Origin of the sequence: Nocardia sp. NPDC049190 (assembly GCF_040648115.1) — a bacterium.
In the GTDB taxonomy this organism is placed as follows: Bacteria; Actinomycetota; Actinomycetes; order Mycobacteriales; family Mycobacteriaceae; genus Nocardia.
In genome coordinates this window covers 128,277-151,801 of sequence record NZ_JBEZDE010000015.1, presented here as the reverse complement: position 1 = coordinate 151,801, position 23,525 = coordinate 128,277, and the positions used below count along the sequence as shown (strand labels likewise).

The following is a 23,525-nucleotide window of genomic DNA, read 5'->3' as shown; positions in this document are numbered from 1 at the left end:
AGCGATCGGGACGGTCACGGTCAGGACGCCTTTGGCGCCCTTCACGTCGATGCCCTCGTTTTGCGCCGCCGCGCAGGGGGACGGTGTGATCGGCTCTGATGGTCAAGCACCCGTCCTGCGTGGAGACCCCGGTCTTTGTCCGCATCGACACCGGGGTTTTGCGTGCACCACGTAGTGGTCTGTCCTCGATGGTGTCCTTTACACGGATAAGGTGTCCGCCGACCCGGTATACCCGAGAAATTGATATGCCAGCCCATCGTCGCCCCTGTTGCCCGCAAGCTCGCTGATCGTCTGGCGTAGTCCGCCCGGCGGCCGCAATGCCACCAATACTGCCGAGGCACAAGCCCGGTGCCTCGTGCCAGGTGGTCACTCCGTTTCCGCGGGCTCGCCGATTCACTTCGTTCCATAACTCGAATTCTTCGCTCGGTGCCAGTCCTGTCCTAGAAGCGAAAGTCACCATTCCGGTAGCCACCGTGACCTGACAGCACTTTGCACAAGGCCGCGGGCGCAGGGGGTATTGTTCCCGAGCCAGGGGGTAGGACGTCGCGCACAAATCACTTCGCATTCGGTCACGCTGGACATGTGCCCTCGGACGAGGTCTCGTGTGTCGCTGTCTGCGCAACGAGGCGCGAGGTACGGAGTCCGTGCGACCGAAACGCGGTTACGCCGCGGGCCGACGCTGTCGCACGATGGCACCCTCCACGAGCACCCATCGGTGAGGTGATTGCGCTGCACACCTGACATCCTCAGCAGGCATGTCGTGACATGCAGCCCGAAACGCCGTTGAGTGAGGCTGACCGGGCGTGATTTCGCCGTACTCCCGATAGTCGACAAGCGTGACCGGGTGGTCGGCATGCTGTCCGAATCCGATCCGCTAATAGTTGGTCCCAGTATGACGACCGCCACCGTCGAAGCGGTGATGCCGGTAACGGTCGAGGCGATTCCGGTGGTGCAGGCCGTCGACGGTGTGCGAAGAGTCGAGGTAATCGATGAGGTCAGAGCCATGCCCCGTCGCCGAACCGCCGCATCAGGCGCTCAGCGGTCCTCGGTGAGGAAATCGACGCTGGAATGGATCGTCGAGAGCCGGGGGTAGTCACTCTCCTCGACCCGGCGGCACGCGTCGGAGAGACGCTCGACAAAGGTGAGAAAGTCGATCGAGTCCAGTTCCAGAGTGCTGCGCAGCGGTTCGTCTTCGCCGAGGGCCGCGATCTCGGCCTCGGTGGCGAATCCTCGCAGCGCGTCGCGGACGATGTCTTCGGCCATCTCGCGGGATATAGTGCGGGGCATCACGGTCACAACTCCTCTGGCTTCTGAAGAAGTTCGGAGACAATGGTGAGGAAGCGAGCACCCACCGTGCCGTCGCTGGCGCGATGATCAGCAGAGAGGGTCGCGGTCAGCTGCGGGCGTACTCCTAGAAGTCCGCCCACCGCACAGGGGTGGTCGGAGATGGCGCCGAAGCCTACGATCGCGACCTGCGGCGCAGCGATCACGCCGAAGACCGAATCCACGCCCTGGTCGCCGAGATTGGTCACCGTGATAGTGGCCGGAATGGCGTCCGAGGACCGTAGTCTGGCCGTGCGGGCCCGGGTGACCACTCCGCGCATCGCGTCCATCATCTCTGGCGGAGCCAGCGTGTCGGCGTCTGGAATGGTGGGCACCATGATGCCACTGCCGCGCACCGACACCACAACCCCGAGATGGACGGCTAACGCTGGTCGGAACTCGTCATCCAGCCAATGTCCATTCAGTTCCGATACCGTCTTCGCGGCCCGTGTTGTGGCGCACAGCAGCAGAGCCGCCGCCAAAATGCGGGCGGAAACAGGCGCCCGCCGGTTTTTCTCCGCCAGCCAGCGCAACGCAGCATCCATATCGAAGGTGCTCGACAAGTAGTAGTGTGGCACGGTCCGCTTCGAACGGGTCATGGCCGCGGCGATCAATTTCCGGATGGCGACCGGATCACGTTCCGGTACTTCGGAAGCTCTTTCACCAGGCTCACCGACCGGTTGGATGTGTGCGGATTTCTGTGCTGGAGAAATCGTTTCGCGATCGAAGCCTGCTGCACGCACGTCCTTGGCCTGTACGGCACCAGCAGGTCCGGTACCCGGGATACTCGATAAATCGACTCCCGATTCGGCGGCCAGCCGACGCGCATACCCGGAGGCGCGCGCCACATCCGTTGGCCGCGACGGTGCTTCGGACTTCTGGAGTTCGGCAGTTGCTTGGTGAGGCATTGTCGTCCTGCTGGCAGAAACTTCGACCTCGTGGTCGGCGATGGCGCCAGGGCCATGCAGCCCAGCATGGTCTCCGGCCGAGATCGTGTGCTCTACATCTGCGCGCACGATCCGTCCGCCGGGCCCCGATCCATGCAGTGTCGCCAAATCTATTCCGGCCTCTGCGGCCAGCTGCCGAATCAGCGGCGTCGCACGCGGATCGCCGTCCCTGGGACTATTCGCGTTCCGCGCCGGCGCGGTGGAAGCCGGTTCGAGGCGAGGCGGCCACCCGTTTTCGACCGCCGCGGGTTCAGCTCGAGGATGCTCACCGGGCTCGGTGTCGGACTCCCTGCGTCCGGATTCTGCGGTCGCCCCGCCTTCACCGGTGCGGCGATCCGTCTCCACGGTTGTTTCGATCGTCGCCAGCGCAGTGCCCACCGGTACCGTCGTGCCTTCTGGTACGAGAATCGTCCCGACGACGCCGTCGTCGAAGCATTCGACTTCGATCGCTGCCTTGGTGGTGTCCACCTCGGCGACGACGTCTCCTCTGTGCACCAGATCACCGGAATGCACGTGCCAGTGCAGCAGTGTGCCCTCGACCATGTCGGCACCGAGTGACGGCATCCGGAACTCGGCCACGTCAGCTCACCGCCTTGTGAACCGCGGCGGCGACGGCTTCCGGCTGCGGCAGCGCCGCCTCCTCCAACTGCCGCGCGTACGGAATCGGCACCTCTGCGGTACACACCCGGGCAATCGGGGCATCGAGTTCGTAGTACGCGTGTTCGGCCGCGCGGGCGGCGATTTCGGCCGCGATCCCGACGCTGCGCCAACCCTCGTCAACGATCACCAGGCGGTGCGTACGGGCCACCGATTCGAGCACCGTGGTCTCATCCAACGGCCGTAGGCTGCGCAGATCGATCACCTCTGCGGAGATTCCCTCGCCGGCTAGTCGTTCGGCGGCCGACTCGGCGATCGGCAGCGTCCCTCCCGAAGCGACAACAGTGACATCGGTTCCCGCTCGCCGCAGCACCGCTCGGTCTATGTCGACCGCACCCGAGTCCGGGGGCAGCTCGCCTTCGCTGTTGTACAACGCGATCGCTTCGAAGATCACCACCGGATCGGGATCCTGCAGCGCGGTCCACAACATACCGCGGGCATCGGCTACGGTGGCGGGTGATACCACCCGAAGCCCCGGAATATGCGCGTAGAAGGCTTCCAGGCTGTGCGAATGCTGGGCAGCCAACTGGCGGCCGGCGCCGGTCGCCATCCGAATCACCAAAGGCACTCCGAGCTGACCACCGGACATGTGCCGCAACGTTGCTGCGTTGTTGAGAATTTGGTCCAGCGCCAGCAAGCTGAAGTTGCCGGTCATGATTTCGACGATGGGACGCATACCGCCCAGCGCCGCGCCGATTCCGGCACCGACGAACGCCGATTCGCTCAATGGCGTGTCCCGGATCCGGTGCGGGCCGTACTCCTCGAGCAGCCCACGACTCACGCCGAAGCAGCCGCCATAGGCCCCGACGTCCTCGCCCATCAGGAATACACGTCCGTCACGATCCAGTGCTTCCCGCAGGGCTTCGCGCATCGCGTCGCGGTAGGTGATCATGGTCGTTCCGCGTAGACGTGACGGGTCAGATCGGCGACCGGCTCGCGCGGTCCCGCCTCAGCCTCGGCGATCGCATCGTCGAGTTCGGCCTCGGCGGCGGCCTCGAGGGCGGACAGGTCCTGCTCGTCCAGTTCTCCCGCCGCGCGCAGTTCGGTGGACAGCCGTGGGATGGGATCACGCGCTTTCCATCGTTCGACCTCGGCTTTGTCCCGATATCGGTCGGCGTCGTAGAGCGAATGCGCGCGGAACCGGTAGGTCCGCATTTCCAGGAAGCAAGGTCCGCTCCCACCCCGGATCGACTGCACCGCCCGCCGAGCGGCCGCCGCCACTGCCTCCGAGTCCATGCCGTCGACGGGCCACGCCATCAGCCCGTAGGTCGCGGCGCGCAGTGCCAGATCCGTGACCGCGTGCTCGCGGTGCAGCGCGGTGCCCATCGCGTAGCGGTTGTTCTCACACGCGAACAAGACCGGAAGCCGCCACAGCGCGGCCAGATTCAGGCATTCGTGGAATTCGCCCTCGGCGACGGCGCCGTCACCGAACAGGCATACCGTCACAGCCGGTCGGCTCTGTAGGGCGTCGGCCAAGGCGAGTCCGACCGCCAGCGGCAGCCCACCGGCGACGATCGCGTTCCCGCCGTAGAAGCGGCGTCCGGCGTCGAACAGGTGCATCGAACCGCCCCGGCCGCCACTGCATCCGGATGCCCGCCCGAACATCTCGGACATCAGTTCGGACATCGGAATGCCGCGGACCAGCGCGTGCCCGTGCTCTCGATAAGTCGACACAACGGCGTCCTCCGGCCCGATCTCACGCAGCAGCCCGGCCGCTACAGCCTCCTCGCCCACGTACAGGTGCAGGAAGCCGCGGATCTTCTCGGCGCTGTAGAGCCGAACACAGCGTTCCTCGAACCGCCGGATACGAATCATCTGCCGCAGCAACTCGACCCGCTCGGTGGGAGTGAGGGACACGCGATCACCGACCAGATCCGGCAGCTCGGTGGCGGTCATTGCGTGCCTTCCAAGGTCGATAGATCGCCTTCGGGCAATCCGAGTTCACGAGCCTTCAGCAGTCGTCGCATCACCTTGCCGCTGCGGGTGTGCGGCAAGTTTTCGGCGAACGCGATCTCTTTGGGCGCTACCGCACCAAGGGCCCGCCGGCCGAACACGATCAGGTCGTCGCGTAGCCGTTCAGAGGGAGCGTATTCCGGCCGCAGCAGCACGAACGCCTTCACCAGTTCACCAGCGACCGGATCCGGTGTGCCGATCACGCCCACCTCGGCCACCGCCGGGTGCGCCATCAGCACGCTCTCGACTTCGAACGGCCCGACGAGGTGACCAGCAGACTTGATTACGTCGTCGGTTCGACCGACGAACCAGTAGTAACCATCGGCGTCGCGGCGGGCCAAGTCGCCGGACAGATACCAGCCGGCGCAGAATGCCTTCGCGTACCTGCTGGCTTCACCCCAGTAGCCGCGGAACATCGAGGGCCAGTCCGCCCGCAGTGCGAGTTCACCCACCTCGTCGGTCTCAGCGTGTCGAACGGCCCCGTCGACGTCCGCTGCTCGGCCATCCGGTCCACGGCGCAGGATCGTGGCCTCGATGCCAGGCAGCGGCCGTCCCATCGAGCCGGGCCGCACCTCCTCCGCGGCGAGATTGGCGATCATGATCGCGCCGGTCTCGGTCTGCCACCAATTGTCGTGCACCGGTCTGCCCAATACCCGCTGGCCCCACACCACTACCTCGGGATTCAGTGGTTCGCCGACGCTGGCCACGAACCTCAGGCCCGACAGGTCTGTGCCGCGGGGTAGTTCGTCGCCGCGGCGCATCAGCATGCGTAGTGCCGTGGGCGCGGTGTACCACACCGAAACCCGTTCCGCAGTGAGGATGTCGTACCAGCGTCGGGCATCGAAATCGGCTTCGTCGCTGATCACGGTGGCGCCCAGGCTCAGCGGTGCGATCACTCCGTACGACATCCCGGTCACCCAGCCCGGGTCCGCCGTACACCAGAACACGTCGCCCGGCCGCAGATCCAACGCGTAGTGGGCGGTGATCCGGTGCGCGAGAACCGCACCGTGCACATGAACCGCGCCTTTCGGCTTTCCGGTCGTTCCGCTGGTGAAATACAACAGCGCCGGATCTTCTGGGCCGGTGCGCACGATCGGGAAATCGGCTTCGGCGGCGACCATGGCCAGCGACAAGTCGATGGTCCCGCCCGCCGGCTCGGCGTCGGGGACGGCGTCAGTGACCAGCACATGCCGCAGTGTCGGTAGCCCGTCGCGGATCGGTGCGACCTTGCGTCGATAGAAGTCCGTTGTGGTCACCAGCACGGTGGCCTCGGAGATGGCGAGGCGCTGTCGCACCGGTTCCGGCCCGAAGGCCGAGAACAGCGGCGACACCACACACCCGGCCTTCCATGCGCCGAGCGCGGACACATACAGTTCGGGAGTGCGGCCCAACAGAATGCACACCCGTTCGCCCGGGCGCACTCCCAGTCCGCGCAACACCCCCGCGAATCGGTTGCTCGTGGCGGCGAGGTCGGCATAGGTCAGGGTGGAGCGTCCACCCGCCGCGCGCAGTGAGCGCAATGCGATCGCGTCCGCGAGCGGGGTGCCCAGGTGCCGGTCGACCGTCTCGTGGGCGATGTTCACTCCCCCCGCCGGGCAGCCCCGCCACACTGACTCGCGCCGCTGCCCAATCGAATGTTTGACAGGACATTCGATAATCGGTCAGGTTCGCCCCGGCGCGGTCGGAGGGGGACTTCTCGATCGGCTGCCAGTGTGTTGGCACGTCATGGCTAACAGTTCGCATCGCGGCCTCCGTAGTCCAGCCAACGACGCACACCCGCTCACCGACAGGGCGCAAAGACCATCGTGGATAGTGACATCTGTCGTTTCCCGGGTCATGACGCCGATAGCGCCACATAGGCGGCCCTACGTTCCGGCAAAGGTCTGGGCCGCGGGCGATGGTCGCAATCGGTGCACTGGCCGGTGATTGCCGCTTCGCGGTGAACGACGCCGTGGTCTGTGTGCTAGCCGTGGTCTGGGTGCTACATAGACTGCCGCAGCGAACCCACTCGGCAGACCGCGCCACCGGCTCGGCTCAGCGCTGACGCACGACAATCATCGGGCACTCCACCGAATGCAGCAATGCGTCGCTGGTGGAACCGAGCAGCATGCCGGTGAACCCGCCACGGCCGTGGCTACCCACCACGAGCAGCTGGGCATGTTCCGATTGGTCGAGCAGAGACCGAACCGGCCTATCGCGCACCAGCACCCGCCGCACCGACACATCCGGGTAGCGTTCGCCGAAGCCGGCGAGATTTTCCGCGAGCAACACGTCCTCCCGCTCCCGTACGGCATCCCAGCCGGGTACAAGGTCGATTCCGCTGGCATCGCTCCACGCGTGCAGTGCGATCAGTCCCACCTTGCGTCGCGAAGCCTCCTCGAAAGCAAGTTCGATGGCGGGCACGCTGTTGGCGGTGCCGTCCACACCAACGAGTACCGGTTTGCCCGAAGAGAAGGCATCGGTCGCCGAAGTCGAGTGCACGACCGCGACCGGGCAATGTGCGTGCCGGGAGACCGCCGTGCTGACCGAGCCGAGTAGTCCGCGGAGGAACGCTCCGAGCCCGCGGCTCCCGACGACTAGTGTTCTGGCCCGTCGGGAGCAATCGATCAGGTGGGGAACGATCGGCTCGAAAATCAGTTCGGTGCTGATCGCCAGCGCCTCGCCGGACGCTACGGTCCGGCCTACCTGGGTGGCATCGGTCAGTACCCGCTCACCGTTCTTGCGCTCCCACGGCACATCGGCGTCGGTCAGCGCGGAACCAAGACCGATGCCGGACCGGATGGCGGCGGAGGTGACGATGTGCAGCCCACAGCGATGCACTGCTGCGTCCACTGCTGCCCACGCCACCGCGTGGTATGAGGTGGCCGACCCGTCGACAGCGGCAACGATCAGATGATCGGGCTGCCGGTCATGTGCGATCGCAGTCCCCGTCATCGTCACGAACCTGCCGTATCCAGTGGGTATAGGAACTCGTCGAGCGGTCGGCGCGGAGTGGCCGGCACCGGGTCGGCACTCGTCACCGCCCAACCGATCCGGACGATGATCTGCGGATATCCGGTGTTGTCCAGAACACGCGTGCGAATCCGGCTCCTGGTGTCGGTCAACTCCATCGGCTCGGTGAGCGGACAGGTCGCCAGACCGAGTGTCGTGGCGGTCAGCAGCACCGCGCTCGCGGCCTCGCCTGCCCGCAGTTGAGACAACCGATCATCGCTGCTGGTGCTCAGCAGCATCATCCGGTCCGCGGCGTCGATGTCGCGGACAACCGCCTGAGGCAGGCCCGGATCCGAGAACGGCCGCACGGTCGGATCGTCGGCAGGCAGTACCGCGTTGCGTGCGGGAACTCCCTGCGGAGCCGCGTGCCTGCCACTCCATTGCGCGAGTTCGACGCCGTAGGACAAATCGCGGGCATGTTCCCGCGCCGCCTGTTCGAATGCCCGCAGCAATTGTGTCCGAGCCGGTTCGGAATCCACATCGCGCACGAGTACTCCATGCGCGGCGCCGGCGGCGATGATGGCCTCGACATGTGCGTCCGGCACCTCCCAGGAGGTGTAGCGGCGCCGATCGGTGCGGCGCGCATTGATAGCGCGCGCCATTTGCTCGTCCTCCGGGGTGAATGTGGTGCGATGGAATTCGACGGCGGCGAGATGCTCGGGTACGGCCGGATCCGGCAACCGATGGATCAACACGTCCCATCCGAATGCGCGAGCTGCGACCTGTAGATGATGCAGTGCCGCACCACAACTCAGCATTAGATCGCGACTATCCGGGTCCGTGTGCTGCAGCTGTCGGCTCTGGTCGGCATACAGGTGCACCGACTCGTCACCGAGCCGCCATCGCCACGGCTGGGTGTTGTGTACCGAGGGCGCCCGCGCAGCCAAGGCAAGCGCGGATCGTAGAGTTTCGGGATCGGGGTGTGTTTTCGGCATGGAGTACCCCTATCGGGATTCGTTCGGAAGGCCAAGAACCTGACCGGCGGTGGCGCCGCCGTCGAGCACGAATTCCGAACCGGTCGAGTAGGTGGCCTCGGTGACCAAGAATCGCACCATCGCCGCGACCTCCTCGGGCTCACCGAAGCGGGCCAGTGGCTGGGCCGCCGCAAGGGGTTCGCCGGTGCCCTCGCTCGTCGGCGTATGGATGGGGCCGGGATGTATCGAACACACACGCACATTCGCCTGCCCGAGCTCCAAGGCAGCCGCCTTTGTCAGACCCCGCAAACCCCATTTGCTAGCCACATAGCCGCCGATACCCGCGTACCCGATGAGCCCGGCGGTGGATGAGATGTTGACGATCACCCCACCGCCCGCGGCGCGCATCCGCGGCGCCGCCAGATGCATGCCGAGCCATGCGCCGTAGAGATTGACACCGATGACATGCCGAAACATCGTCGGAGATTCGGATTCGACGCCACCGTATTCGATGATGCCGGCGTTATTGACCAACACTCCCAATGGACCGAACTCCGTCTCGGCGTCATCCAGGACCGCACGCCAGCTGGCCTCGTCGGTCACATCCAGTCGGCGGAAGATCACGCTCGGTCCCAGCGTATCGGCCAGCGCGGTGCCCTCACCTTCGAGCAGATCGCCGATCACAACGGAGATGTGCTCCTTCGCCAACATAGCCACCACGGCCGCGCCGATACCGTGCGCACCTCCGGTAACAACCGCGCTTCTGCCTCCGAATTCGGCCACGACAATCACCTCTCAGCCGTCTATCGCCGCACGCTTCGTGACTTCAGCATTGCGCGACGCAGGGGCGCAGATGACGGCCGAAAGTCACCGAATCCCGGGCCGTCCGGCCACGATAGGCCCACACAGGCCACCACCGCTCGATGTGGCGCCGCCGATTGACCCGCTGACGGTCGTGCCACTGTCTCGGACAGGATACGAACCGATGTCACAACCGTGTGTCTGATCTCGAGCCGCGGTCGACGACCGGCGTGGGTGCCAGCTGCTTCACCAACCAGTCGCGGGCAAGTTCGGCGACCTTCTCCAACGCGCCCGGCTCGGCGAACAGATGGGTGGCACCAGGTACCACCGCCAGCACGGTTTCGCAGGACATCCCCTGCGCCGCACTACGATTCAGCTCGAGCACGACATGGTCGTGGCCGCCGACGATCAGCAGCGTCGGTGCCCGCACCGCGGCCAGTTCGGCACCGGCCAGATCCGGCCGACCGCCACGAGACACCACTGCGGCGACATCCGCCTCCGGGTCAGCAGCCGCCCGAAGCGCCGCGGCAGCCCCCGTGCTCGCCCCGAAGTACCCGATCCGTAGGCCGGTGACATGTTCTTGGTGGGTCAACCAGCAGGTCACATCGACAAGCCGCCGCGACAGCAGCTCGATATCGAACACCCGCGCCCGATGGATCTCCTCATCCGGCGTGAGCAGATCGAAAAGCAATGTGGCCAGCCCGGCTAGATTCAGCACCCCTGCGACATAGCGGTTACGCGGGCTGTGGCGGCTGCTACCACTGCCGTGAGCGAATATCACCATTCCGATCGGATTCTCCGGAACGGTGAGATGCCCCGCCAGTTCCACCTTGTCTGCGAACACTCGCACCTCTTCGTCGCGCAGCGGTGGATCACCCGCGGGAGCCGGCTGCGGTTCGGGGAGATCTCCCGCGACCCGACTCAGCAGATCGGCGACCGCCGCGTCGGAGACCTGGCCGAATCGGCGATACCAGCAGCCGACGGCGCCGAACCACACAGGCACCTCCAGACAGATCACCTCGTCGGCGTCGTCCGCCAGTACCTCCAGCGTGTCGCGGGGTGCCACCGGAACGGCCAGCACGACGCGCTGCGCGCCCTGCGCCCGCGCCACCTGGCAGGCGGCGCGGGCGGTCGCCCCGGTAGCGATGCCATCGTCGACGACGACCACAGTGCGGCCCAATAGCGGGACACGCGGGTGCGTGCGCCGTAACCGGCCCGCACGCCGCGAGAGTTCCTCGCGCTCATGGTGTTCCACCGCCGCCATCTCCTCGCGGGCAAGCCGTACGTCTGCGACAACGACATCGTTGATCACCTGGACGTCGCCCTCGCCGATCGCGCCGAACGCGAGCTCCGGCTGGTGTGGGACGCCGAGCTTGCGCACCACGATCACATCCAGCGGCGCCCCCAGTGCACGCGCGACTTCGTAGGCGACCGGTACACCGCCGCGCGGCAGGCCGACCACGACAACGTTTTCGTCCCGGAGATACTTCAACCGCGCCGCCAGCCGGCGGCCGGCGTCACGGCGGTCATCGAACAGCATCGCAAACCTCCTCAGGGATCTTTCCAGTCTGGGCTGCGATACGGCATCGCGGCAGGACCGATCGTCGCCGAGTCGAGAGGAATTGGTCCCGGGCAGGCGTGCGAGAGACCGGTGGCGATAAACGCCCGGCAGAGTCGACACCACGGCCTGCCACCGTATGCGCCGGCAGGCCGTGGTGTCGACGGCGATACCTTCGTCGACGGTGAACGTGTCGCGGCACGCCAGTGGGCGCTGTGCAACCGCACTGAACTCCTCGTCGAAGCGATCCGGCGCGATGGCTCGCCCGCAGTATTCGGTCTTCAAATCCCGGTAAGGCTTGTCGGGCTTCTTCCTCTCGGCGACGAAGTGCCCAGCGGGTGGTGTCGTTCGGCTCTGTGAGAGCGGTGTGTGGGTGCGCATTCTGAAGGTGGGTAGTCGTCTCGCGCGGGTGTCCGCGTCGAGCGAGCCTTGGTGGTCGCTATGTAGGCATTCGGCGGCGGCACCGTCAACCACCTTCGTTTCGGATGCCGACGCGAGTTCGCGTCGGTGAGGAGAAGTCATGAACGCACTCGTGATTGCTTTCGCAGTGTTCATCGCGGCATTGATCGTGGCGTGGCTGTCGATTCGGGTGGTGACTCAGTACGAGAAAGGAGTGTTGTTCCGTCTCGGACGCGTGATCGCGGTCAGGGAACCTGGTCTGAGGGTCATCATTCCGGTGATCGATCGATTGCGGAAGGTGTCGATGCGTATCATCACGATGCCAATTCAATCCCAAGGCATCATCACCCGTGACAACGTCAGCGTAGATATTTCCGCTGTTGCCTACTTCCGTGTTGTCGATGCCGAGAAATCGGTCGTCGCCATCGAGAATGTCTATGCCGCCATCGATCAGATCGCCCAAACCACGCTCCGCAAGGTCGTCGGGCAGCACACCCTCGACCAAGCATTGGCCGACACCGACGCCATCAACGCCGACATTCGGCAGATTCTCGATACCACTACTCTGGAGTGGGGTGTCGAAGTAACCCTGGTCGAATTAAAGGACATCCAACTGCCCGAGACCATGAAACGGGCCATGGCCCGTCAAGCCGAAGCGGAACGGGAGAAGCGAGCCAAAATCATTGCTGCCGAGGGCGAATCCCTGGCGGCCGCAGCACTCGGTGACGCCTCCGACACCATGATGGCCCATCCGCTGGCTCTGCAATTGCGCAACCTGCAGACTCTGCTCGAACTGGGCGTCGACAAGAACACCACCGTGGTGTTCCCGGCGCCATTGATGAGTGCGATCGGTGATATCGGCGCGTTCTTCGCCCGCGAAAGCACCACCTCCGCGACCTTGACCCCCACGGCCAAGACGCCGCCGACGACCCCGCCGGTCTCGACACCGACCCACAACGGGACGGCGAGCACCGCAGTCGAGGTGCACACGCCGGATTGACCTGCCGCGGATCCTTCGGGTCTTGTGGACGAGGCAGTGTGGAAGATCCCGCCCCGGATATCGGGCGATGTCGATATTTTCCTTCTGAAAATATTCGCGATACACGTCGGCGTAGGAGTCGTGCGGCGGAACGACCGGATCGGACGGTGTCAAAAGTCCCGAAATCGACAGGCCGGTGACCCAGGCGTTCCGGACGTTGCGCCCTTCCGGCTGGATAGAGGCATCGGCGATTATCGAGTGGTGGTAGGTATGAACGCGGAACGGCCACCACAGCTCCGCTTTCCTGGTCTGTGGTGGCAGTCGACTCTGGTCGAGGGCCGCACCGCCCGATTCGCGGTCGGCGGGTCCGGTGCTGGGGTGCTGTTCCTGCACGGGTGGGGACTCGGCGGGTCAGCGTATGCCCGCCCGCTCGAGCAGCTCATCCGGATGGGAGTGCGCGTGTACATCCCGGCGCTTCCCGGGTTCGGCGGCACCGCCAGTCTGCCGGTCGAGCAGCGAACCCTTGCCGGATACGCGCGGTGGGTCGGCCGGTTCGCCGACGCGATCGACCTGGCCCGACCGGTGACCGTGGTCGGGCACTCCTTCGGCGGCGGCGTCGCGATCAAAGCCGCCCACGACCTGCCCGACCTCGCCGAGCGGCTCGTTCTCGTGAACTCCATCGGCGGCTCGGCGTGGACCGACGGCCGTGGAGTGCTACGCGCGCTGCGCGAACGTCCGTTGTGGGACTGGGGCCTGCACCTACAGGCCGACCTGCTCCTCGGTCGACAACTGACCCGGGTCCTGCCGGTGATCTTGCGCGATGCGGTGCCGAACATGCTGCGGAACCCGACCGCGATACGGGAAGTCGCCCACATCGCCCGAACTGCCGACCTGGCCCCCGAACTCGCTACCCTCGCCGAACGCCGGCTGCCCATCTTCGTGGTGTGGAGCAAGCGGGACACGGTCATCCCCGAAGCAACCTCGATGTCGTTGCAGACCGCCCTCGGTGACCCTCACACCATCACCGTGCCCGGCGGGCACACCTGGCTCATGGACGACCCCCACGCCTTCGGCGAACTCATCACCAACGTGATCGGCGAACCAGTTACCGGCCCCGACGCCACCACCGCCCGACCCGCAGCGCAACGATCAAGGACATCACGCCGTCCAGGCCCTGGTCCGGCGCCAGCGTCGGCTGACGACACCAGCAGCAGCAGACACCGCAGAACTTCACGGGGCGAGGTCTTCGGACCCTAGGACGACGGTGCAGACCTACCCGGTGCCCATCCCGAGGACCCTCGTCCCCGAGGGAATGACCGTCGGCCCTACTGCCGCGGCGCGGTGAGCGAGTGCAATCGAAGTGTCATCGTTTGTTCCCGTCTCGTTGGAGTTGACATGAGCACCCTTTCTCCCCACCGCCAACGCCAGTCCTGGTTGTCGAATCTGCCTGCCATGCCCGATTGGCCGGATCTGATGGCCAGACTCGAGTCGATGCCCCCGTGGACGTCGCTCGAGGGCCACATGATCCGCGTGGAAGAAGACGTCGAGAGCGGCCGTTACACCCTGCGCGCCGAACTACCCGGTGTGGACCCGACAAAGGACGTCGACGTCAGTGTCCGCGACGGACAACTCACGATCAAGGCCGAACGCAGCGAAGAAAAGAAAGAAGGCACCCGATCGGAATTCCGATACGGCAGCTTCTACCGCTCGATCCCGTTGCCCGCCGGAGCGAAGGAAGACGACATCGACGCCACCTACACCGACGGAATCCTCACCGTGTCGATGCCGATCACCGAACCGCAGACGGCCGAAAAGCACATCGAGGTACACCAAGTCACCGCACACCAATCGAAAGCCAAGGTCACCGGCAAGAAGTCCTGACGAGCCGTCGAGGAGATGAGCACATGTCGACACCCACGCACACCCCGATCCACACCCACCCCGATATCGTCGCGTTGCGTGAGCGCTACGACCAAGCAGCTGAACAACCCGTCGCGCAGGTCGCCGACGGGCTGATGCTGCTGTCCGGCTTGTATGCCGCGGCGTCGGCCTGGATCATCGGCTTTTCCGGCCAGACGTCGTTGACAATGACCAACCTGGTCTGCGGTATCGCGGTCGCATTGCTGGCATTGGCATTCGGGTCCGCATACGGCCGCACTCACGGTATGGCATTCGTCGCCCCGCTGCTCGGGGTCTGGATGATCGTTTCCCCGTGGATCGTCTCCGGTGTCGATACCACCACCGCGATGATCTGGTCCAACGTCGTCGTCGGTGCGGTGGTGTGCGTACTGGGCCTGGGCGCCGCTGCTGTGGGAATGCGGCGGCCCACCCGGCTGCAGCCACCACGATGACCGACCGCTCAGGGACAAGAGGTAGACCAGGCGCTGCTGGAGCCCAGCCCCCCGAATAGCATCCAGAACGTCCTCTTGTGGCTGGATACGCGCGGTCCTGAACACTTATCCGGCGTCCGCGGCGGGAGGCCATGCTCGATCTCGGCTATCGTGCGGTTGCATGGGGCGGACCGTGGCGCGCGACGGCCAACCCCGCGCAGTCCGGCGCACGATCAGCTCGTAGACGTCGACGATCGACGTGACCGATCGCGAAAGCGATGGCCTCGACGAAGGCCGAGGCCGGTATCGGCAGCTGCTGGGCACTAGCGGCGGCCTGGGCCTCGGCCGAGTCACCTTGGTCGGTCAGTTCGCTCTGTGTGCGACCGGGTCTGACCACTGTGAAGCGGACGTCGCGGCGCACCACGCGCAGGCCCGCGGAGCGCGCTGCCCCCGACGAACTGGGTGTCGCTGTAGATGCCGCAGTCGATTCCACCTGGTGCCCGGATACCGCGAAACACGTCGACAATGTGCCCGCCATACTGCTTCTTCGTCTGGGACAGCACCGTCGACTGAATTCCTGGTCGGCACGGAGTCGGCTGCCAACGGACGATCTGCAGGGGCTTTCGCCTCTAGCCGCGTCGGGAGCCGCGCAGTGAGATGAAGAAGGGAGGCTGGTCATGACGCAGAATCCGATGGTGACTCCGGCGAGCCTGAGCACATCCGTGTGTCTGGTCGATCGGTAGCACCACTCAGCTCGCTCGTCAGATTTGCCGATCCCTGGCACTTGGTTCCATCCTGGAGGTGAATCTCGTGTATGCCCGCGATATTTTCAGCCGACCGGTCGTTACGGCGCGGCCCGACACACCACTGCCCGAGGCTATTTCGCTACTGACCGAAGGCGGATTCGCTGCGCTACCGGTCGTCGATGAACAGGACCGTGTGATCGGCATGCTGTCGGAAGGTGATGCGCTGGCTGCCCGAATCGCGCACCGGACCGCGACCGTAGCGGCGGTGATGACGGTCCCGGCCGAGGTGATCCAGCCGGGTACGACCGTCTCTGCCATCGCCTCCCGGATGCTCACCGGAAACCTGCGGTCGATGCCGGTGGTCGAGGCGGGGGTGCTTGTCGGCATTGTCGCTCGTCGTGATCTACTGCGCGCCCTGGCCCGCAACACGATGGCAGTGGAAGCCGATATCCACGCCCTGCTCGACAACTACGTTGGTAGTAGACGGCAATGGTCGGTCGAGATCGCCGAGGGCCGGGCGATCATCCGGGGTCGCTTCGCCGACGAGGATGAGCAGCGCACCATCGCGGAGCTCGTGCGCACCGTCAACGGCGTCGATGACGTGGAGATCGTGGCCGACCCGCCTCTGTCGACGCGGCCGCCGACGATGCCGTTGACGGAATGGCTGCAGCACCGGGCAGACGACTCCATCGTGTAACCGAAACCGCCACTGTGGAGCGTCAGCCCTTCCCGTGGCGATCAACAGCCCCGGCCACGCTCTGATCTACTCTTACCGACGGCAGTCGCCCGATGTCGACCAAGCAGGGAGGAGACGGTCTGAGTCAGAACCGCACCGTGCCGCCTGCCTCGAGTCGGTAACGTTTGTTGCGGCATTCGATCTCAACGGCCTGCGCGTGATCGGGGTCGGAGGCCACTTCTACAGTGTCGGCGTCGATTCGGACCGTGAGCCGATGGCCGCGGTAGACGATCGGGAAACTCAGGGCTCCCAGGCTCTGTGGCCATCGTGGGTTGAAAATCAATCGCCCGCCGCGAATCTCCAGCCCGGTGAAGCAGCGCTGCAACAAGTCGACGCTGCCTGCCATGGCGGCCAAGTGAATACCTTCGGCGGTCGTGCCTCCTTGGATGTCTGCGATATCGGACTCCAGCACGGTTGCGAAGAAATCCATGGCGCGGTCGCGGTTGGCGCGTGCCAACACCCATGAGTGCACCACGGCGCTGAGTGTGGATCCGTGTGAGGTGCGAGCCCGGTAATAGTCGACGGTGCGGGGGATCATCTCGCCTGGCAGTTCATATCCCATTCCGCCCAGCAACTCTCGCAGTTCGTCCGCTGATAGGAGGTAGAACAGCATCACCACGTCGGCTTGCTTGGCGACGCGGTAGCGGTTCACGTCGTCCCCCTCGGCGTCGAGGATGCGGTCCAGACGTCCGATATCGCCGTAACGACGGCGATAGCCGTCCCAATCGAACTCGGCCAGTGCGTCGTATCCCGCGAATTGGCTGATCACCCCGTCGTGAAACGGTATGAACATCCGGTCGGCGATCTCCGCCCAGTGCGCTGGCTCCGACGGCGGGATCTGTAGCGACTCCAGCAGTTCGGCTCGAACACGCGGCGCGAGTTGTCGCAGCGCATCGTGGGCCCGACGAATCACCCATGCCGACATGACATTGGTGTAAGCGTTGTCATCGACCCCGTCGTCGGGCGCATGCGGATATCCGGAGTGGAACTCGTCGGGGCCGATCACGCCGCGAATGTGGTAGCGGTCGTCGCCGCGATCGTAAGTGGCGCTGCTTGCCCAGAATCGTGCGATCTCCACCAAGAGTTCGGCGCCGGATTCAGCGAGGAAACCGGTATCACCGGTCACCTGGTAGTACTGCCAGACATTGAAGGCGACCGCCACACCGGCGTGGTGGGCGCGGTTGCTCGAGTCCGGATTCCAGCGTCCGGACCGCGGATTCAGGTGCAATTGCTGGCTTTCCTCGCGGCCATCGCTGCCGGACTGCCACGGAAACAACGCACCGAGGCGCCCGAGTGCGCGGGCGCTACGCCGGGCCTCTGGCAGCCGACGATAGCGGTAGCGCAGCAGCGATCGGGTCAGGGTCGGAAAGTGAATGTTGAGCACGGGCAGCACGAACAGCTCATCCCAGAACACGTGGCCGCGATAGGCTTCGCCGTGCAAGCCGCGTGCTGGAACGCCGACGTCGAGGTCGATGGTGTGCGGAGACAGGGTCTGCACCAGGTGCAACAGATGCAGCCGGACGGTGCGCACGGCATCGGCGCTGCCGTCGAGGTCGATACGCATGCGTGCCCAGAGGTGCTCCCACACAGCGGTGTGGCTGGCCAGCAACTCAGTCCAGCCGCCGAGGTCGTCGAGGGTCCGCAGCGCCTGTTCACCAGGCGCCGACACCGCATGATCGCGGCTGGTGTAGATCGTGACGACCTTCTCCAGGGTGACTGTCTGCCCCACATCCATCTCGATACCGACATCGTGCCCGACCAGTCCCGCGCTCTCGACGTCATGCGTTGTAGTGGAGACGATTTCGCCACCCCTGCGCAGTGTGCTTCGAACTGCGGTGGCGATCTCGACGTGGGACTGGTTGGTCTCGACAACGGCCAGGACTGTGCGTGGAGATGGCCGGGTGAGAACGATCGGCGAGAGGTGGTCGCTGGACAGGTCTCGATAGCGGTCCACAAGCGTGTTGCCCACGGCAGCGTCGACACCGGAACGGAACGTCAGCCTGCCACGCCAGTTCTCGGCGGTCAGGGTCGTCTCCAGTGCGCAGATGTGAGGTGCGTGCATGGCCGCGAAGCGCCGTTGCACGACCGTGGTGATGCGGCCGACATCGTCACGACATCGGAATTCGCGGGTGAGAAGAGCGCACCGTAGGTCGAGTTGCTGACGGTAGCACTGCAGCTCGGTCGCGTCGATGTCGAACCAGGCACCGTCGTCGATGCGCCATGTCACCGGCAACCAGTTCGGCAGATTGACCATGCTCTCGTTGTCGACGGCACGTCCGGCGAACTCGTCACGCAGTCGGTTGTAGGTGCCCGCGACATACGTCCCTGGGTAATGCGCTGTGCCCGCTCGGCATTCGGGCGCGGCACCGCGAGTACCGATGTAGCCGTTTCCAACGGTGCACAGTGCTTCACGCAACTTTTCCGATCGGGGATCGTAGCCGTCGAAATTCAGCGTCCAGGATTCGGCGGTCGTGGAGGTGATTTCGCCGGACAGGAACTCGGCGAGCCGGCGCAGTAGATCTCGTACCCCCGCAGGACTGTCGACCGCATAGTGCGCGCCGGTAGGGCGATCACGGCTTTCCGCGTCGCGCACCACAATCGGGATGCCGTCGCTGGCGATCACGTCGAACGCGTCTTCGTCGGTGAGGTCATCGCCGACATAGATCGGCAGTGCCGGAACGCCGAGGCGGTCGAGTATCCAGTCCACGGCCGTGCCTTTGTCCCAGTCTACGTCAGGACGCAGTTCGGTGACCTTGCGACCGTTGTAGACGCGCAGACCAGCGTCTCGACCGACTTCATAAGCGGCGGCGACCACCGTCGCGATCCGCTGTTCGGCGACGTTGCGGTGGTGCACGGCCACTGCGAATCGTTTGCGTTCTATCAGGACTCCGGGGACGTCGCGCAAACGGTGGTCCAGTTCCCCGACCGCATGGGCGATGGCGGGCTCAGCCGACAAACCGCAGTCGGGAACATGCCGGCTCCCGTCGGGCGCGAGAAGTTCGAAGCCGTGGCAACCTGCGTACCAGATTCCAGGAAGGTCTACGCGGCTCAGCAGATCGTCGAGATCCCGGCCGCTGATGATCGCGACGGGGCACTGGCGTATCAGTCGCGCGAGAATCGCCTGCAAGCCGTCGACCAGGGAGGCGGCGGCTGGGTCGGCGACGATGTCGGCGAGGGTCCCGTCGAAGTCCAGCAGTACGGCGCTTTTGCCGACGTCGAGCAGGTCGTCGATTCGCAGCCAGTGGGCGATGGCGTCGGGGAGCTCGGACATCCTCCGGAAACCGGTGAACAACGCGATCTGCGCTGCGTCGGTGACCACCGCATCCGCTCCGCCGGTCCGCAAGCGGTCGGTGCGCCCGACTCGGTCGACGCCGATGACGAGCCCGAAGCCGCCGCGCCGACCAGCGGTTACGCCGGCTTCCGCGTTCTCGACGACCACTGTTCGTTCAGGGTCACAGCCGAGTTGACGGGTAGCCTCCAGCACGATCGCGGGATCGGGTCTGCCTGGGAGAGCGAGGCTCTCGGTGACAAGGCCATCGACGCGGACCCGAAACAGGTCATCGATCCCGGCCGCGTCGAGCACTTGGGCGCTGTGGCGGCTGGCGGAAAAGACCGCGGTGCGGATGCCCGCCGCGCGTAGTCGGCGGACCAAAGCGACGGTCGAGGCGAAAGAGGGAACTCCGTCGCGGGAGATCCGCCGAAGAAAGAGCTGATCCTCGCGGTTACCCAGACCACACACGGTCGCCGCGTCCACCGGATCCGTCGGCATTCCCCAAGGCAGCGCGATCCCACGAGAGGCCAGAAAGTCGGCGATTCCGCCGTCGCGCGGCTTGTCATCGAAAAACCGCTCGTAATCGGACTGGGTGAACGGGGACAGGTCGATCCCCACAGTCGGAGCCCGGGTGGCCAGGAAGGTGTCGAACAGCTGCCCCCACACGGAAGCGTGGATGGCGGCGCTGTCGGTGACCACACCATCCATGTCGAAGACCACCGCATCGTAGCGGCGCGAATCGATCCGCGGGCCCGCCGTTTGCCTGGCTTGCACCCTCCTAGTCTGTCCCCGGTATTACGCCGCCGGATAGGGACTCTGGTCCTCACTGGCACGACGCCATCGAGTACAGCGCGCGATGCAGACCAGTGCTTCATGCGGGTCCACGGTCAGTCGTCCACCGGCGGGGCTCGAGAGTGAAAAACCATCAACTCGCCGACCGGAGGGTCGAAATCTGGATGTCGATAAGTGGTCAGGATTCCGCCGTTGACAGGCATTTTAGGAATATGAATGAAGGCATTGTGGCGAAAGCGAGTTTTTTTTGTACTGATAGATGAAATCGACTTGATCACTGCATATGGAAATATCTTCGGCTAAGTGTTCGCATGCAATGATAAAGGTGTAGGCTTATTCTTTTCGGTGTCGACGGCATCGAAATGCTACCGAGTAGGTGGTAATAGGTGACGTCGACTGGATGTCATGGCGATCGAACGCCCCGCACCAGGTGATTGTCAACGGCACACAGCAACCGAGGAGCAGCATGATGACGGCGGTCCAGAACTTCATCGACGGCAAGCTCGTCGACTCGGTCGGGGGTGCGACCATGACGCTCGTCGACCCCACCAGTGGCGATCAGTACGGCACCGCCCCGGTGTCCGACGAAGCGGATGTGGACAATGCGTACGCGGCGGCGGCCAGGGCGTTCTGCGACTGGAAACGCACGACACCGTCGCACCGACAGAAGGCGCTGCTCGATTTCGCCGACGAGTTGGAGAATTCCGCCGACGCGCTGGTCGCGGCAGAAGGCCGAAACACCGGTAAGCCGAACCACGTCACCCTGGCCGCGGAGATCCCACAGATGCTGGACCAGACCCGGTTCTTCGCGGGGGCGGCACGGGTTCTCGAGGGTAAGTCGGCCTGCGAATACCGTGCGGGCCATACATCGTGGATCCGCCGGGAGCCGGTCGGCGTCATCGGGCAGGTGACGCCGTGGAATTACCCGATGATGATGGCGATCTGGAAGTTTGTTCCCGCGATCGCGGCAGGCAACACCGTGGTGATCAAGCCGAGCGATACCACCCCGGTGACGACAGTGCTGCTGGCCGAACTGGCCGCCGAGCACCTGCCGCCCGGCGTGCTCAACGTTGTCACCGGTGACCGGGTGACCGGTGCGGCGATGGTGGCGCATCCGACCCCGAGGATGGTGTCGATCACCGGTTCGGTGGCCGCAGGCCGTGCGGTCGCGGAGTCGGCCGGCGCCCGACTGAAGCGCACACATCTGGAATTGGGTGGCAAGGCGCCGGTAATCGTGTTCCCCGACGCCGATATCGGTGCTGCCGCCGAAGGTATCGCGGCCTCGGGCTATTTCAATGCCGGGCAGGATTGCACGGCGGCCACTCGGGTGCTCGGTCACGCGTCGGTGGCCGATGACTTGACCGCGGCGCTGGCCGAGCAGGCCGGCAGTGCGACAACGACCTTCGGCAAGGCCGTCGATGACGAGAACGCCTGGGTGCCACCGGTCAACAACGTCGACCAACTACAGCGGGTACTCGCCTTCCTCGATGAAGTGCCCGATCACGCTTCGGTCGTGATCGGCGGGCATCGGCAGGGCAACTGCGGGTATTACGTCGAGCCGACGGTCATCGGCGGGCTGCGCCAGTACGACCGGCTCAGCCAGAACGAGATTTTCGGCCCGGTGATCACGGTGCAGTCGTTCATCGACGAAGACGAGGCGATCCGATGGGCCAATGCCGTCGAATACGGGCTGGCATCCTCGTTGTGGACCAAGGACGTGTCGAGGGCGCTCCGCGTGTCGGCCGCGCTCGATTTCGGCTGTGTGTGGATCAACACCCACACCGCGCTGATCGCCGAGATGCCGCACGGTGGGTTCAAGTCGTCCGGGTACGGCAAAGATCTGTCGATGTACGGGTTGGAGGAGTACACCCGCGTCAAGCACGTGATGGCGAAGATCGACTGACTGCCGCTCTGGTGGCGGAGGGTGCCGACGGATACGATCGATTCGCGATGTCAGGTGCTCCAAGGATCGCGAGCGCCATCGGGTCAGGCGATAATTCCATCGGTCGGTTCGAGAAAGATATCGCTGGCAAAGTCCGGAAAATCGCCGGTCCGACCTCGAGTCTTATACGCTCCACACGGTCGAAGAAACATACGAGTATCCCGTTGTCGAGACCGAAATATCAATGCGTCGTCGAAGCCGTTGATTCTAGCCCCAGGAGTTCATCGACATTCGAGGGAGCATCCGATGACCGACTCCAGTCCCATCGATCTCAAGGCAAAGCATCGCGCAATGTGGGCACTGGGCGACTACCCCACCGTTGCCACCGAGGTGATCCCCGGACTGGGCCGACGCCTTGTTGAGGCACGCCGCATCGGTCCCGGTCAGCGGGTGCTCGACATTGCGGCCGGATCCGGCAACGCGGCGATCCCGGCTGCCGAGGCCGGTGCCGATGTCGTGGCGAGCGACCTCACCCCGGAGCTGTTCGAGGCGGGCCGGCGTCTCGCCGCCGCACGGGGCGTCACGCTGCAGTGGCAGGTAGCCGACGCCGAAGCATTGCCCTTCGCCGACGCGGAGTTCGACGCGGTCATCTCCTGTGTGGGTGTCATGTTCGCACCGTTCCATCAGGCGGCCGCAGACGAACTGGTGCGAGTCACCAAGCGGGGCGGGACGATCGGGCTCATCAACTGGACGCCCACCGGGTTCATCGGTCAGATGTTCGCCGCGATGAAACCGTTCGCTCCGCCACCGCCACCCGGTGCGCAGCCGCCACCGCTGTGGGGCGACGAGGCTCATGTCCGGTCACTTCTCGGCGATCGTGTCACCGATCTGGAGCTGCGGCGCGAGAAAGCGGTCATCGATCGTTTTTCCGACGGCATCGAATTCCGCGACTTCTTCAAAGCCAACTACGGGCCGACGGTCGCCGTGTACAAGGCCATCGCCGCAGAGCCCGGCCGGGTCGCGGATTTGGATCGGGACCTCGCCGATCTCGCTGTCCGGCACGACCTCGGCAACGGGCGGATGGAGTGGGAGTACCTCTTGGTCACCGCGCGCCGACGTTGAGCGACCGCATCTCGACGCGGTCGACCGTAGCGTCCGCAACCAGGCTCGCCTTCGGCCCTACCTCGGCAGTGCGTGAGACTGTTACCTGGGGAACTGCCACCTGCCCTGAATAGAACGGGTAGTC

Annotated in this window: 17 protein-coding genes; 7 read left to right on the top strand and 10 right to left on the bottom strand. The window is 65.1% G+C overall.

What is annotated here, in order from left to right; genetic code table 11:
* Positions 1-1,035: 1,035 nt before the first annotated feature.
* The 9 genes from AB0B25_RS15965 to AB0B25_RS15925 all read right to left on the bottom strand — a co-directional run bounded on the left by AB0B25_RS15965 (position 1,036) and on the right by AB0B25_RS15925 (position 11,126).
* On the bottom strand, positions 1,036-1,287 hold the full coding sequence (locus AB0B25_RS15965; protein WP_357179336.1) for a hypothetical protein: 252 nt from the start codon (positions 1,285-1,287) through the stop codon (positions 1,036-1,038).
* A 5-nt stretch (positions 1,288-1,292) separates the two neighbouring features.
* Positions 1,293-2,849 carry a 2-oxo acid dehydrogenase subunit E2 gene (locus AB0B25_RS15960; RefSeq protein WP_357179333.1) on the bottom strand — a complete coding sequence of 519 codons (1,557 nt, stop codon included), beginning with the start codon at positions 2,847-2,849 and terminating at the stop codon, positions 1,293-1,295.
* A 1-nt stretch (position 2,850) separates the two neighbouring features.
* Complete coding sequence (locus AB0B25_RS15955) at positions 2,851-3,819, bottom strand: pyruvate dehydrogenase complex E1 component subunit beta (RefSeq protein ID WP_357179330.1); 969 nt, start codon at positions 3,817-3,819, stop codon at positions 2,851-2,853.
* Positions 3,816-4,823 carry a pyruvate dehydrogenase (acetyl-transferring) E1 component subunit alpha gene (gene pdhA / locus AB0B25_RS15950; protein ID WP_357179327.1) on the bottom strand — a complete coding sequence of 336 codons (1,008 nt, stop codon included), beginning with the start codon at positions 4,821-4,823 and terminating at the stop codon, positions 3,816-3,818. The genes AB0B25_RS15955 and pdhA overlap by 4 nt, the downstream gene beginning before the upstream one ends.
* Positions 4,820-6,463 carry an acetate--CoA ligase gene (gene acsA, locus AB0B25_RS15945; protein WP_357179324.1) on the bottom strand — a complete coding sequence of 548 codons (1,644 nt, stop codon included), beginning with the start codon at positions 6,461-6,463 and terminating at the stop codon, positions 4,820-4,822. Before acsA ends, pdhA begins: the two co-directional genes overlap by 4 nt.
* Positions 6,464-6,914: 451 nt before the next feature.
* Positions 6,915-7,814: a universal stress protein gene (locus AB0B25_RS15940; protein WP_357179321.1), complete on the bottom strand. Its 900-nt coding sequence runs from the start codon at positions 7,812-7,814 to the stop codon at positions 6,915-6,917.
* Between the two features lie 2 nt (positions 7,815-7,816).
* Positions 7,817-8,806, bottom strand: coding sequence for a nitroreductase family protein (locus AB0B25_RS15935; RefSeq protein WP_357179318.1), 990 nt, complete (start codon positions 8,804-8,806; stop codon positions 7,817-7,819).
* 9 nt (positions 8,807-8,815) lie between these two features.
* Positions 8,816-9,568: an SDR family oxidoreductase gene (locus AB0B25_RS15930; protein ID WP_357179314.1), complete on the bottom strand. Its 753-nt coding sequence runs from the start codon at positions 9,566-9,568 to the stop codon at positions 8,816-8,818.
* A 205-nt stretch (positions 9,569-9,773) separates the two neighbouring features.
* Positions 9,774-11,126, bottom strand: a complete 1,353-nt coding sequence (locus tag AB0B25_RS15925) for a phosphoribosyltransferase family protein (RefSeq protein ID WP_357179311.1) — start codon at positions 11,124-11,126, stop codon at positions 9,774-9,776.
* Positions 11,127-11,664: 538 nt separating this feature from the next.
* On the opposite strand from AB0B25_RS15925, the gene AB0B25_RS15920 reads away from it, so the two are divergent.
* The 5 genes from AB0B25_RS15920 to AB0B25_RS15900 all read left to right on the top strand — a co-directional run bounded on the left by AB0B25_RS15920 (position 11,665) and on the right by AB0B25_RS15900 (position 16,295).
* Positions 11,665-12,543: a slipin family protein gene (locus AB0B25_RS15920; RefSeq protein WP_357179308.1), complete on the top strand. Its 879-nt coding sequence runs from the start codon at positions 11,665-11,667 to the stop codon at positions 12,541-12,543.
* A 249-nt stretch (positions 12,544-12,792) separates the two neighbouring features.
* Positions 12,793-13,779 carry an alpha/beta fold hydrolase gene (locus tag AB0B25_RS15915; RefSeq protein WP_357179305.1) on the top strand — a complete coding sequence of 329 codons (987 nt, stop codon included), beginning with the start codon at positions 12,793-12,795 and terminating at the stop codon, positions 13,777-13,779.
* Positions 13,780-13,917: 138 nt separating this feature from the next.
* Complete coding sequence (locus AB0B25_RS15910; RefSeq protein ID WP_357179302.1) at positions 13,918-14,403, top strand: Hsp20/alpha crystallin family protein; 486 nt, start codon at positions 13,918-13,920, stop codon at positions 14,401-14,403.
* A gap of 23 nt (positions 14,404-14,426) precedes the next feature.
* Positions 14,427-14,873, top strand: a complete 447-nt coding sequence (locus AB0B25_RS15905) for an SPW repeat protein (RefSeq protein ID WP_357179299.1) — start codon at positions 14,427-14,429, stop codon at positions 14,871-14,873.
* Positions 14,874-15,653: 780 nt separating this feature from the next.
* Positions 15,654-16,295 (top strand): CBS domain-containing protein, encoded by a 642-nt coding sequence (locus tag AB0B25_RS15900; protein ID WP_357179297.1) that lies wholly within the window; start codon positions 15,654-15,656, stop codon positions 16,293-16,295.
* Between the two features lie 124 nt (positions 16,296-16,419).
* Here the strand turns inward: AB0B25_RS15900 and otsB are convergent, their stop codons facing one another.
* On the bottom strand, positions 16,420-20,379 hold the full coding sequence (gene otsB / locus AB0B25_RS15895; RefSeq protein ID WP_357179294.1) for a trehalose-phosphatase: 3,960 nt from the start codon (positions 20,377-20,379) through the stop codon (positions 16,420-16,422).
* Positions 20,380-20,866: 487 nt separating this feature from the next.
* Here otsB and AB0B25_RS15890 point away from each other — a divergent pair, with 487 nt between their 5' ends.
* Positions 20,867-22,300 (top strand): aminobutyraldehyde dehydrogenase, encoded by a 1,434-nt coding sequence (locus AB0B25_RS15890; protein ID WP_357179348.1) that lies wholly within the window; start codon positions 20,867-20,869, stop codon positions 22,298-22,300.
* Positions 22,301-22,585: 285 nt separating this feature from the next.
* Positions 22,586-23,401 carry a class I SAM-dependent methyltransferase gene (locus AB0B25_RS15885; protein ID WP_357179291.1) on the top strand — a complete coding sequence of 272 codons (816 nt, stop codon included), beginning with the start codon at positions 22,586-22,588 and terminating at the stop codon, positions 23,399-23,401.
* Positions 23,402-23,525: the final 124 nt, after the last annotated feature.

Coding starts and splice junctions, on each gene's coding strand:
- AB0B25_RS15965 (WP_357179336.1), bottom strand. CDS start 1,287: ATGCCCCGCACTATATCCCGCGAGATGGCCGAAGACATCGTCCGCGAC.
- AB0B25_RS15955 (WP_357179330.1), bottom strand. CDS start 3,819: ATGATCACCTACCGCGACGCGATGCGCGAAGCCCTGCGGGAAGCACTG.
- pdhA (WP_357179327.1), bottom strand. CDS start 4,823: ATGACCGCCACCGAGCTGCCGGATCTGGTCGGTGATCGCGTGTCCCTC.
- AB0B25_RS15940 (WP_357179321.1), bottom strand. CDS start 7,814: ATGACGGGGACTGCGATCGCACATGACCGGCAGCCCGATCATCTGATC.
- AB0B25_RS15935 (WP_357179318.1), bottom strand. CDS start 8,806: ATGCCGAAAACACACCCCGATCCCGAAACTCTACGATCCGCGCTTGCC.
- AB0B25_RS15925 (WP_357179311.1), bottom strand. CDS start 11,126: ATGCTGTTCGATGACCGCCGTGACGCCGGCCGCCGGCTGGCGGCGCGG.
- AB0B25_RS15920 (WP_357179308.1), top strand. CDS start 11,665: ATGAACGCACTCGTGATTGCTTTCGCAGTGTTCATCGCGGCATTGATC.
- AB0B25_RS15915 (WP_357179305.1), top strand. CDS start 12,793: ATGAACGCGGAACGGCCACCACAGCTCCGCTTTCCTGGTCTGTGGTGG.
- AB0B25_RS15910 (WP_357179302.1), top strand. CDS start 13,918: ATGAGCACCCTTTCTCCCCACCGCCAACGCCAGTCCTGGTTGTCGAAT.
- AB0B25_RS15905 (WP_357179299.1), top strand. CDS start 14,427: ATGTCGACACCCACGCACACCCCGATCCACACCCACCCCGATATCGTC.
- AB0B25_RS15890 (WP_357179348.1), top strand. CDS start 20,867: ATGACGGCGGTCCAGAACTTCATCGACGGCAAGCTCGTCGACTCGGTC.
- AB0B25_RS15885 (WP_357179291.1), top strand. CDS start 22,586: ATGACCGACTCCAGTCCCATCGATCTCAAGGCAAAGCATCGCGCAATG.